The organism is Pseudoalteromonas sp. SR45-1 (genome assembly GCF_014163655.1).
GTDB classification, from domain to species: Bacteria; Pseudomonadota; Gammaproteobacteria; order Enterobacterales; family Alteromonadaceae; genus Pseudoalteromonas; species Pseudoalteromonas distincta.
In genome coordinates, this window is record NZ_JACJDR010000003.1 from 16,271 (window position 1) to 29,253 (window position 12,983).

Sequence of the window (12,983 nt, forward strand, 5' to 3'; positions counted from 1 at the left end):
TTATCATATAACGCTGGCAAGTTGCGTTTGTTTTTGTTGCAATCATGTGAAATAGTTTTTACTGCAACAATAACAAGCGAGAAACGCATGAAAAAAATGCTTCATACAGTATTAGCATTGTCGGTGTCATTAGCGATAGGGCAGGTACATGCCGCCGAAAAAGACGAACAAAAATGGCAAGTAGATTCACCTAAGGGGCAATTTGTTGACGCTGCAATTAGCGTTGAGCAAGGCACATGGATGAATATAGATGTTAGCCCTGATGGTAAAACCGTGGTGTTTGACTTACTTGGCGATATTTACACTATGCCAATGAGTGGTGGTACAGCTACAAAGCTCACCTCTGATATTGCATGGCAAATGCAACCTCGTTTTAGTCCTAGCGGCAAAAGTATTGCGTTTACCTCCGATCAAGGTGGTGGCGATAACATTTGGATAATGGACTTAAATGGCGAAAACCAACACGCTGTTACCGATGAAACCTTTAGATTACTAAATAGCCCTGCATGGAGTCCTGATGGCGACTACTTAGTTGCGCGTAAACACTTTACAGCTAGCCGCTCATTGGGAGCAGGTGAAGTGTGGTTGTATCACAAAGCGGGTGGCAAGGGCGTACAGCTTACAAAACGCGAGAACGATCAAAAAGATTTAGGTGAGCCAATGTTTTCACCTGATGGTCGTTATGTATACTTTTCGCATGATGCAACACCCGGTAAAACCTTTCATTATTCAAAGGATTCTGTAGCGGGCATTTATAAAATTAAGCGCTACGACCGTGAAACGGGTGAAATTGAAACCATAATCGATACGATGGGCGGTGCTATTAGGCCTACACCGTCACCTGATGGAAAAAAACTGGCGTATATAAAGCGTGATGATTTTCAAACTAGTCTTTATTTATATGACTTAACCAGCGGTGAGCACACTAAGCTTTACGATAAGCTTGAGCGAGATATGCAAGAAACATGGGCTATTCATGGTGTATACCCAACCATTGCATGGACACCAGATAACGAAGAGTTGGTATTTTGGGCTGGTGGCACAATTCACAAGCTAGATGTTGCAGAGAAATCTGTTAAAACCATTCCTTTTAAAGTGCAAACAAGTAAAAAAATTCAAAAAGCGGTGCGCTTTACACAAAACTTAGATACTGATGAGTTTGATGTAAAAATGCTGCGTAATGTGCAAGTAAGCCCAGATGGCGAAACGGCAATTTTTGAAGCGCTTGGACATATTTATAAACGTGATTTAGAGTCGGGTAAAATTAAGCGTTTAACAAAGCAAACTGATCATTACGAATTATTTCCACAGTACTCTCGCGATGGTAAAAAAATAGTTTACACCACATGGGATGATAACAAACAAGGGTCAGTGAGAGTTGTGTCTGCGCGCAGTGGTCGTGGTGATACAGTTACTAAAGAGCCTGGCAAGTACGTAGAGCCAACGTTTAGCCCAGATGGTAAAACGGTTGTTTATCGAAAAGCCACTGGCGGCAGTATTTTAAACCCTAAGTGGTCACTTAATCCGGGGGTTTATAGCGTAAGCGAAAAAGGCGGTAAAAGTGAGCTTATTTCAAAAAGTGGTTATCAACCACAATTTGGAGATGCAAACGATCGCGTTTTTATAATGAGTCCTTGGCCAAAACCAACGCTTAGCGTAGTTGAGCTTGAAAGTAAAAAAGTTCGCAAACTGTACGAGTCAGAACATGCGACAGAATTTAGAGTATCACCAGATGGGCAATACCTCGCTTTTGCTGAGCGATTTAAAGTATTTGTAACGCCGTTTGTTCAAAGTGGTAAAACAATTAATATTGGGCCTAAAGACAGTCAATTTCCAATAGAGCAGTTATCGGTACGTGCTGGTGAAAACATTAGCTGGAGTGCTAAGAGCAACACGCTTTATTGGACATTAGGGCCTGAGCTTTATCATGCAAGCCTTGAGGGGATGTTTGCCATTAACAAAGCCGAAGATGCCGACTTTAAAGTGAAAAGTGGCGATAATATCGGTTTCAGTAAAAAAATGGCAGAGCCTAAAGGCATGATTGCGCTCACTGGTGCAAAAATTATTACTATGGACGGCGAAAAGGTTATTGAAAATGGTGTTATTATCACCGATGGCAAGCATATCAAAGCAATTGGTACAGCCAGCGAGATAAGCATCCCTAAAGGTGCTGAGGTTATTGATGTAACAGGCAAAACAATTATGCCTGGTATTGTTGATGCTCATGCACATGGCTCGCAAGCAAGCGGTGAAATTATACCTGAGCAAAACTGGAAAAACTTTGCAGGTTTAGCGCTGGGTGTAACTACAATTCACGATCCATCAAACGATACCTCTGAAATATTTACCGCAAGCGAAATGCAAAAGGCAGGCATGATTGTTGGCCCGCGTATTTTCTCAACCGGTACTATTTTATATGGCGCAAATATGCCAGGTTATACGTCGCATATTGACTCGTTAGACGATGCTAAATTTCATTTAGAGCGCCTTAAAAAAGTAGGGGCGTTTAGTGTTAAGTCGTATAACCAGCCACGCCGAGAGCAGCGCCAACAAGTTATTGAAGCAGGCCGGATGCTTGAAATGATGGTTGTCCCTGAAGGTGGCTCATTATTACAGCATAACTTAAGTATGATTGTAGATGGACACACAGGTATTGAGCACTCAATCCCTGTAGAGCACATATACGACGATATAAAGCAGTTATGGTCGCAAAGTAATGTTGGTTACACACCAACACTTGTAGTGGCTTATGGTGGCATTTGGGGTGAGAACTACTGGTACGATAAAACTGATGTGTGGAATCACCCGCGTTTAAGTAAATTTGTGCCAAAAAATCAATTATTACCACGCTCTATGCGCCGCATTAAAGCGCCCGATCATCACTATAATCACTTTAATAACGCACGCGTTGCTGCTGAGCTGCAAGACCTAGGTGTATTAGTTAACTTAGGTGCGCACGGTCAGCGTGAAGGCTTAGGTGCACACTGGGAGATGTGGATGTTCGCACAAGGCGGAATGACACCGCTTGAGGCAATACGTGCTTCAACACTCGATCCGGCTAAGTATTTAGGGCTTGATAAAAACGTAGGCTCGCTTGAAGTGGGCAAACTGGCTGATTTAATGGTTATAGATGGCGATCCGCTTAAAAATATTCGAGATTCGGATAAAGTAGATTACACCATGATCAATGGTCGACTATTCAATGCAGAGACAATGAATGAAGTGGGTAAAAAAGAACGCGAACCACTTTATTTTGAAGAACTGTAATTTATTTTAAACTTTTTAAAGCGGCTACATAGCCGCTTTTTTTAGCCTTACACAACTTATAAAGCTTTATGTTTTTGGCAAATAACGGATATAAAAAAACCGCTTAACGCGGTTTCTTTTAAAAATCATAAATGTTGATTAAACAACACCGCGCGGTAAGCGACAGTCATGATCTTTACGAGCTAAAATTACAATCCAAAGTTCTTCCGCTGTGTAACCTTCTTCATTTTCGGTAACAACAGTGAATGGCGCTTTTTTCTGTGCTTTAACAGGAGCAGCTGCTTTTGGTTTTTTCGTTTTAGTTGTTTTACCAGAGTTTAATTTTTTAGTAAGCTCTGCTACGTCAGCTAGGCGTAAATTTTTACCGCCATCAATGCTGTACCAACCAGGTTTGGTTGTGATTTCAGGTTTTTTACCATTGGCAGTTTCGTACGCTGCTTCAAAGGCAGATAACACTTCTGTTTTGTCTAGTTTGCTCATCAGAGACCCTATACGTTGTGAACACAGATAAAGAAGAGGTATTTATACCTATTTTAAAACAGTTTTTCAATTTTTTGCGATTTTCCTTCCATTTTAGGCCTATAAACGCCAAAATTTGCACAAAATTCAGTGCTAAGTAAGGTAAGTTGTATGCAACGTAGAGAATTTAACCAACTCCTAAATGACATTTTGAAACCTCATTTAATAAAAGATTTTTGCCCAAATGGTTTACAGGTCGAAGGTAAAAACGAAATTAAAAAAATTGTGACGGGTGTAACCGCAAGTCAAGCTTTAATAGAAGCTGCTATTGAGCAACAAGCAGATGCTATTTTGGTTCATCATGGTTTTTTTTGGAAAGGGGAATCTCAACCAATAACGGGTATGAAAAAGCGTCGCATAGGCGCACTACTAGCAAACGATATTAATTTATTCGGCTATCACTTACCACTCGATATTCATCCAGCAGTTGGCAATAACGCACAACTTGCAAAGTTATTAGATATTGAAATTGAAACAGGGCTAGAGCCAACTTCAAATAGCGTAGCAATGAAAGGGCGTTTAAAAACACCATTAAGTGGTGAAGATTTTGCAGATAAAATTGCAAAAGTGCTTAATCGAACCCCGCTCACAAGCTTAGTACGCTCAGCTAAAATAGAAACCATTGCACTGTGTACTGGTGGTGGGCAAGGATATATTGACTTAGCAGCAGAGCAAGGCATTGATGCTTACTTAACGGGTGAAGCATCGGAGCAGACAATTCATAGTTCTCGTGAGCAAAACATTGATTTTTTTGCAGCCGGGCATCATGCAACAGAGCGCTATGGTGTAAAAGCACTAGGTGAGTTACTTGCTCAAGAGCATGGTTTTGATGTGACATTTATAGACATAGATAACCCAGTTTAATTAGGCTATATAAGTTACAGCGCCTCTGGATCTATCCAGCGGCGCAAACTTATCCATATATTTCCTACTACTTCGTGACTGTATTGAGTAACCACAAGTAAGGCATGAGCATTGGGAATAAACTGCTTGCTCCATGGAAGTGCAGCAAAATTATGATAATCAGTGGCTGCGGTTATGACTTCAATACCTTGAGCATTAAATAAGTCTTTGGCACGGGGCATGTGCAGTACAGATGTTACTAGTGCAACTTTAAAGTCGACTAATTTTGATGCCAGTAATTTAGCTTCTTCACCTGTATCCATTGCTTTTGGATTTTGGAAAATACGGCTCTTATTAACGCCTAAACTAATTGCCGTTTGATACATAAGCCCGCTATTAGTGGTATTTTTATAACCCCCGCCTGAAACGATAAGCTCTGCATTAGGGTAGTGTTTCGCCAGTTTTACACCTTCGACTAAGCGCGTTAGCGCACAATTACCTAATTGATTATTTGAACTTAAAGCCGAATTTGGGTTTATATCGCAACCTAGTACAACTATTTTGTCTATTTTTGGATGCTTTAGAGTATTAAACGCAAGCGACGCTGGTTCATTATTTTGGATAATTAAATTGGCGATAAAGGGGGTGCTCAATGCAAGTAATACAATTAAGCTTAAAGTAGACAAGAAGAGGGCTGATTTGCGGCCTTTAAATGCCAGTGAGAGCATCAGGCACGCAAATAAACCAAATAGAGGCAGTGGCATAAGTAAACCACCAATCATTTTTTTAATAACAAACATAAGAGTTAAACGCTGTAGAGTTAATTACAGCGATATTACTTATTATATTGATGATTATCGACCGTTATTTAGCTTACACGTATTTAAAAAGTGACGATAAACAGGGTTATCTTTCATGTCTTTTTTCATCGCTAAATACATAGGACGAGTAAGGCCAAGAGCGCCCAGAGGAATTGATTTAATTAAGCCTTGGCTTTCATAAGGTGTAACTAGCCAATCAGGTAAAGCGGCAACGCCCATGCCGGCACTTACTAGTTGAAAAATAAGTAATCCTTGGTCAACCGTTTTTAATGTACCGTCAAAACGTGCATTTTGAATGAAATGCTTAAATATATCTTGGCGTTCTCGCGGGATAGGGTATGAAATAATAGTTTCGTTTTTTAAATCAAGCGCTGTTACATACGCTTTTTTAGCAAGTTCATGATCCGGTGCCACAATAAGCTTCAATTTAAAATCAAATAAGTGCGCGTATTCTAATGTGTCGGGTTCGCGTATGTCAGACGTTAAAACTAAATCGAGCTCATCGCTTAGTAAGTCAGGAATAGCGTCGTAACTAAAGCCACGTTCATAATCAATTTTTATATCAGGCCAAAAGTTATTAAATTCTTTAATAGTAGGTAATAACCAATGAAAACATGCATGGCATTCCACGCTCAAACGTAGTTGAGAAATAGGCTGGTTTAAGCTTTCTTTTAAACGACATTTAGTCGCTTCCATTTTTGGCAATATTTCGTGAGCTAATTCAAGTAATAGCATTCCCTGAGGGGTAAAGCGGACTGGTTGAGTTTTACGCTCAAATAATTGGCAATCCAATTTATTCTCTAAATCTTTGATTTGATGAGATAAAGCAGACTGTGTCAAAAATAACTCTCGTGCTGTATTAACCAAAGATCCTGTTTCTTTTAGGGTTGCTATGGTTTTTAAATGTTTAATACCAATCATCTTTAAAAATTCTCATGGGAAAAGTGAGTTCAGCTCAGATTAATTACATACTACGCCTATATAAAAAACGTTTCAACGTCTAGATGGCTAAAATTATGCGTTTTATTGCAGTTTATCGCTATGAATCGTGAAAATATTAGAGTTAGTAATGATAAAAGTCATTTTAAAACTGGTTTGATGAGTTTTAGATGAGTTTGCTTCATGTTGTATTTTAAATATAACGATTGCTGTGCGTTTTAGCTCAGCGTGAGTTTTAACCATGCTGATAACGGTATGAGGTGAGGTTTGTTGAATGCTTACTTTAGATTGTGCTTTAAAAAATAGAGTCGTTTTGCCTTATAGCTTAAGTTTAGCTCAATGGGAGAGTATATGCGTAATACCTAAGCCAGCGACCTACTCGCTGGCTCTTTTTATAAGGGTTTATTAATTAGTAATATGGCTTCTTTGGCAGTGACAGGTTTTGATTTTAAAAAGCCTTGACCATAGTCGCACGCGGTGGATTGCAAAATAGTTAATTGCTCAACTGTTTCTATTCCTTCAGCTACAACTTCAAGTTTTAATGATTGCGCAAGTGATAAAATGGCTTCAACAAGTGGGTTAGTAGAATCCTGTAGATGGTCAATAAAGCTTTTATCTATTTTTAAAATATGAATAGGCAGTTGGTGCAAGTAGCCTAGTGCTGAATAACCTGTTCCAAAATCATCAAGACATAATTTTACTTTTAAAGGTGAAAGACCTTCAATTATTTGAGTGGCGAGTTCTAGATTTTCTATTAAGCCAGATTCGGTAATTTCTAAGCATAAAGAACCAAGAGGTAATTGGTACTTATTATAAATGGAATGTATTTGCGCTACAAAATCGAGGCATGCAAAGTGTCGTGACGATACATTAACGGTGACTTTTAAAAAGCGATGGCCTTGTTGGTGCCAATTTGAAATATGCTGGGCCGCCAAATCAAGTAAATGTAAATCAAGATTTATAATTTGCCCTGTAGTTTCAGCTATCGGTATAAAGTCATTAGGGGGAACAAACCCTTTTGTAGGGTGATGCCAACGAACAAGTGCTTCAAAGCCGATAACTTCACTGGTAGTAATGGTGAAAATTGGTTGAAAATAAAGTTCAAACTCGTTGTGTTCAATACCGTGTTGTAAGTCGTTTTCTATATCGGCATGGGTTTTAAGTTTTTTACGCATCGTGTTATTAAAAAACTTTACCTGACCACGTCCGGTTGACTTAGCTTCATACATAGCGGCATCGGCTTGTTGCAGTAATATATAAGCTTCGTCGTTTACGTTATCTGTATAGGCAACCCCAATACTCGTTGATGCTTGGAGTAAGTGGTTATCTATATTTAAAGGTTTTGATAATGCGTTTTTAATGCGGTTTAAAGCTTCATTAACTTGGTTTTTATGCGTGATGTTTTCCATAAAAATTGCAAATTCATCGCCGCCTAAACGTGCAAATGTATCCGTGCTTCGTACTGTACCTTTAATCAAGTCGCATATTTTTATAAGGAAGTGGTCCCCAACTTCATGCCCGAGCGAATCATTAATACTTTTAAAACGGTCAAAGTCTAGATACAACAGGGCATGGCTAGTACTCTTTTTAGCACGCGTTAAACGTAAAATAGCATGTTTTATACGTTCAATAAGTAGTGAGCGGTTAGCTAGGCCTGTAAGCTCGTCATGTAATGCTTTGTGCTCAAGTTCTTGGCGGGCTAATTGCCTATCAATTGCCATACTTATTTGGCGACTTACATACGTTAGAAGAGCACTATCGTGTTCGTTGTAATGCAGTGTTTTATCGTAGCTTTGTACAACGATAACCCCGCTTATACGATCACTTGTTTGAAATGGAACACCTAACCAAGACTCAGATTGCCGACCTACCATTTTAAAATCACCGTTATTAATGTGACTTTGAAAGGCATCTTTGTTAAGTAATAGGGTTTGCTCTGTTTTTAGAAGGTAATATGAAGCGGTATCTTTAAGTTGTTCTTTAGATATTTTTTGATGAGTTTTAGTGTTTATACCTTCTTCGACTATGTAAACGAGGTCAAGTATATCTACTTTTTTGTCGTATAGAGCGATAAAAAAGTTATCGGCTCGAAGTAAGTTATTTATGATTGAATGCAAGGCTTTAAAAAATGTATCTAGGTCATTCGCTTTGTAAGTTAGGTTAGCTATTTGTAATAAGCTGTTTTCTAATTTTTGTGCATTGTTGAGTTGCTCAACTGTTTTTTGTAAGTTGTTTACTGTATTAACCTGGTTAATCTTGGCACTGAGTAAGTGAGCAACTGTTGTAAGAATTTCAAGGTGTGCATTGGTAAAATAACCTTTGATTGGGTGCTCACAATCAATAACACCTAAAACTTGTTCTTTATATATAAGGGGAACACATAGTTCTGATTGAGCAGGGCGTTCATCAGCGATATAACGGCTGTCTTTCGTTACATCGTTAATAATTACCGCTTTTCCGGTCGTTGCAACTGCGCCCGTTATACCTTCACTAAAACGTATTATTTTACGTTCCGCTTGATATTTGTCCCGCGCGTGTGCAATACCCATTGATGCAACTTGGTTTAATGTATTTGCATTATTGTCAGCTAGATATATGACACAATCAACAAACCCTAAGCGATTTACAACGTGCGTTGTAACATACTCAAACAATTCTTCTAATGTATCGAGTTGCAATAGGCTAGATGAAAATTGATTAATGATACTTAGTTGATCAGTTTTTATCTCAAGCGCTCTAGTAGCATCGGTTTTATAAGACATAGGCAATTTATATTGTTCTTTTTATTTTTAAATTCGCAGTTAAGTTAACCTAATCTTGGGTTTTTGTACAAATTAAAGCGATGAGTGGTTTCAATACACTGTAAAGTTTTAATATAGCGAGTTTTAATTAATCATAAATCATTACAATAAGCTAATAACATTGAATTTGCTCATTGTGCTTTAAATAGTACCTCAGTAATTTTATCCATATAAAAACTTTATTTTTAATAAAATCTTTACTCGAAAACATCATATGCCTATGATCGGATAAATTCAGCCGTGGAACAAAGTAATGACAAGTAATAATACAAACTCTGTAACAACCCTTACTATCACTCGCCCTGATGACTGGCATGTACATTTACGTGATGGTGACCAGTTAAAAGACACTGTACGCGATATTAGCAGATACATGGGCCGCGCTATTGTTATGCCAAACCTTGTTCCGCCAGCAACGTGCACAGATACGGCATTGTCGTACAGAGAACGCATTATGTCTGCAAATCCACAAGGCAACTTTGAGCCATTAATGGTTTTGTATCTCACGGATAAAACTACACCAGATGAAATAATAAAAGCTAAAGCGACAGGTAAAATAGTAGCAGCTAAGCTTTACCCTGCTGGCGCTACCACTAATTCTGACTCGGGCGTTACATCAGTAAAAAATATTTATCCAGTTTTAAAAGCAATGCAAGAAGTAGGCATGTTGCTGTTAGTGCATGGGGAAGTGACAGATTCGTCGATTGATATTTTTGACCGTGAAAAAGTATTTCTGGATACAATTTTAGGAGATGTAGTAAATGACTTTCCTGAGCTTAAAATTGTACTCGAGCATATTACGACTAAAGATGCAGTAGAGTTTGTAGTTAATGCACCTAGCAATGTAGCGGCAACAATTACAGCGCATCACTTGCTTTATAACCGCAATCATATGTTAGCGGGTGGAATTCGCCCACATTATTACTGTTTGCCAATTCTCAAGCGTAACATTCACCAGCAAGCATTAATGGCTGCAGCAATAAGTGGAAATAAAAAATTCTTCTTAGGAACTGACTCTGCACCACATTATAAAGATAAAAAAGAAGCAGCTTGTGGGTGTGCTGGTGCATACACGGCTCATGCCGCTATTGAATTATATGCTGAAGCATTTGAGGATGCAGGAGCTTTGGACATGCTTGAAGGGTTTGCAAGCCACTTTGGCCCTGATTTTTACGAATTGCCGCGTAATACAGATACAATTACATTACAAAGAAAGCCGTGGAAAGTACCTGCAAGTTATACATTGGGCGACTCTGAAGTTGTGCCTATAAAGGCTGAAAATACAATGGATTGGTCTGTCGAATAACCAATAATATATTTAAATCTAAAGCCGCTTAATTTTTAATGCGGCTTTTTTGTTTGTGCTTTTGATATTATTGAAGCGTAATTCGACGACAGGGTGGTTGTAGGTGGCTTTTGATCTCGCTTACAGCAATAAATATTACAATAATACTTATAGTTTTTTGCTTGTAAATTAGTCAGTTAAAGGCGATTTAAAACAAATTTATATTTTTAAGAAATAATTCCTAATTAATAGAGCGAAAAAAAATATAATGTGTTAATCTTACCTTGCTTTGAGTTTTTATGTATTGAATTTACGGATATTGTGCTGCGTTTAAGGTTACCGGTTAGGTTATTACTTGTTCCTGTACTGTACCTCCATATTTTTGAGCATTGACTCAGGGAGGATATTGCCATAATAATATGGCTGAATTTTAATTATTGACTTACAGGAAAATTTAGTATGTCGGTTACTGGTAAAGTAAAGTTTTTCAACGAAGCTAAAGGCTTTGGTTTCATTGAACAAGAAAATGGTCCTGACGTGTTTGTACATTTCAGCGCAATCACTGGTTCTGGTTTTCGCACTCTTAGCGAAGGTCAAGCAGTGACATTCAGCATCAAACAAGGTCAAAAAGGCCCTGAAGCTGAGAACGTAGAAGCAGCATAATTTATTATGTGAACTCTAGTTCATCTTGGTGAAGCAGGTTTCTGTTTCACCATAATTCCCCTTCCTTAAATCTATTTATTTCATACCTCAAATTCTCCTTTTTTTAAACTTAAAAAACTACTCAAACATTCTATCTTTGCAAAGCTAAACAACTAATAATCTAACGGACAAAACAATCCTCTAATACTTTTAAAAACCATTCATAAGAATTTATTCAATGGGCCTGATACCAGCTTAAATAAAATCGATGCTCAATATCCATCCATGCAAATTCTGTTTTAAGCTTACTCTGTGTGACGAAGGCTACTCATTGATAAGGGCTTCTAGGTGCTTCTATTACTTTATTATGTGAACGTAAAGCTTCATTTATAGTGTATTACTAATAAAGTAGGGTAACTCTTCATGATTAACTTAATTACTGAATTAACCTTAACGTTAAAATAGTATTAAAGAATACTTTAAAGCGGTAAATACAACCTGTTTAATTATCAAAAGCTTTTATGCTGCTAAAAGAAATGCATTGTTGAGTTTATTATTACTATTTATGGAAAAACACGTTTTAAAATAGTTTTAAAAGTAACGTATATAAAGCGTGAGTATCCGATATTAAATATTATCCAGTGTTGTTTTTTTGTGCGACAAATGGTTTGTTTTTTCAGATGAAGTGTAACTGAGGCGATAAAACACGATAAAATCGTGTAAAAAATAACTTTTGTTATATCAATTTATATTTTTTTTAGTTTTTTTTCAGTGCGAATTCAGCTTTAGCTAAATGTTGCAATAATGTTGTTTTATGTCAGTGCAATGCGAATAAATACACCCCTTAAAAGGCTTTAATAGAAATATTAAGAAAAAGCTTCGTTGCAATAATGTTAACTGTTGTGGGCTGGTACTTTCGTTTAAGCATTAACTTAGCTATTTATTTACTGAGATTAGTAAACATCAAGTTGACAGCGCTAATTGCATTTAGCATTATTGGAAGGTTGATATCTATTAAAAGATATCAGGGTTGTTCTCCTCGGAGGATAATTAAATTATAAAAGTAACATTACTTAATTGGTTGGGAACTATGTCTGTTAAAATCAGAAAGAGTCTTGTAGCAACTGCGTTGGTTGGCGCATTTGCATTTGCAAGCAGCAATGTGATTGCAGATCCTTTGAATGACGTGCAAAAAGCAGGTCAACAAATTCAAAAGGCTGCGGTTAAGTCTCAAACTAAAATTGACAATGTATATGGTCAAACTCAGGAGCTAATCGCTGAGTACCGTAGCGTTGTTGATGAGACTGAACTTATGAAAGTGTATAACGATCACGTGTCGCGCTTGGTTGATAGCCAAAACGCTTCAATTGAATCGTTTGATCGTCAAATCGCGACTATTGATAACACTAAACAAAACGTTGTGCCTTTGATGTATCGCATGATCGATACGCTTGAGCAATTCATCAAAGCGGACGTTCCATTTAATCTTGAAACGCGTTTAGGACGTGTTGAAAGACTACGTGAGATCATGGTTTCTGCGTCTGTAACGACGTCTGAAAAATTCCGTCAAGTACTTGAAGCTTACACTATTGAAACAGCATACAGCTCTCTTGTATCTGCTTCACAAGGTACTCTAGAAGTTGATGGTAAAAGCATTAACGTTGATATCGGTCAGTTAGGTCGTATCACTTACGTTGCTCAGTCTTTTGACTTGAAACATGCTTGGGTGTGGGATAACAACACTAAACAGTGGAAAGAATTAGGCGAAGAATACCTAAAACCTGTTAAAGAAGTTATTCGTATGGCGCGTAAGCAAGCGACATTAGAACTTGTTAAACTACCTATCTTTGGCGCGGAGTAATCAAT

9 protein-coding genes are annotated in these 12,983 nt (G+C 37.8%); 5 read left to right on the forward strand and 4 right to left on the reverse strand.

Annotated features, from left to right (window positions below; all coding sequences use genetic code 11):
* The first annotated feature begins 87 nt into the window (after positions 1-87).
* The gene (locus H5089_RS04300) at positions 88-3,267 is read left to right on the forward strand and encodes an amidohydrolase family protein (RefSeq protein ID WP_182711551.1); all 3,180 of its coding nucleotides are present in this window, start codon (positions 88-90) and stop codon (positions 3,265-3,267) included.
* A gap of 138 nt (positions 3,268-3,405) precedes the next feature.
* On the opposite strand, the gene H5089_RS04305 is transcribed toward H5089_RS04300, so the two are convergent.
* Complete coding sequence (locus H5089_RS04305; protein WP_002961684.1) at positions 3,406-3,747, reverse strand: hypothetical protein; 342 nt, start codon at positions 3,745-3,747, stop codon at positions 3,406-3,408.
* Between the two features lie 150 nt (positions 3,748-3,897).
* Between H5089_RS04305 and H5089_RS04310 the strand changes: the two genes are divergently transcribed.
* Positions 3,898-4,650 (forward strand): Nif3-like dinuclear metal center hexameric protein, encoded by a 753-nt coding sequence (locus H5089_RS04310; RefSeq protein ID WP_182198005.1) that lies wholly within the window; start codon positions 3,898-3,900, stop codon positions 4,648-4,650.
* 14 nt (positions 4,651-4,664) lie between these two features.
* Here H5089_RS04310 and H5089_RS04315 read toward each other — a convergent pair whose 3' ends face one another.
* From H5089_RS04315 to H5089_RS04325, 3 genes are all read right to left on the reverse strand, one after another.
* Positions 4,665-5,429 (reverse strand): YdcF family protein, encoded by a 765-nt coding sequence (locus H5089_RS04315; RefSeq protein WP_182711552.1) that lies wholly within the window; start codon positions 5,427-5,429, stop codon positions 4,665-4,667.
* 54 nt (positions 5,430-5,483) lie between these two features.
* A complete protein-coding gene (locus H5089_RS04320; RefSeq protein WP_002961689.1) occupies positions 5,484-6,371 on the reverse strand; it encodes a LysR family transcriptional regulator in 888 nt (295 codons plus the stop codon).
* Between the two features lie 410 nt (positions 6,372-6,781).
* Positions 6,782-9,151 carry an EAL domain-containing protein gene (locus H5089_RS04325; protein WP_182696419.1) on the reverse strand — a complete coding sequence of 790 codons (2,370 nt, stop codon included), beginning with the start codon at positions 9,149-9,151 and terminating at the stop codon, positions 6,782-6,784.
* Positions 9,152-9,443: 292 nt separating this feature from the next.
* On the opposite strand from H5089_RS04325, the gene pyrC reads away from it, so the two are divergent.
* The 3 genes from pyrC (at position 9,444) to H5089_RS04340 (ending at position 12,978) form a co-directional block, all read left to right on the forward strand.
* A complete protein-coding gene (pyrC, locus tag H5089_RS04330; protein WP_024595527.1) occupies positions 9,444-10,496 on the forward strand; it encodes a dihydroorotase in 1,053 nt (350 codons plus the stop codon).
* A gap of 438 nt (positions 10,497-10,934) precedes the next feature.
* Entirely contained in the window at positions 10,935-11,138 is a 204-nt protein-coding gene (locus H5089_RS04335; protein WP_002961702.1) for a cold-shock protein, read from the forward strand.
* Between the two features lie 1,069 nt (positions 11,139-12,207).
* Positions 12,208-12,978 (forward strand): DUF3450 domain-containing protein, encoded by a 771-nt coding sequence (locus tag H5089_RS04340; protein WP_024590812.1) that lies wholly within the window; start codon positions 12,208-12,210, stop codon positions 12,976-12,978.
* The last annotated feature ends 5 nt before the right edge of the window (positions 12,979-12,983 follow it).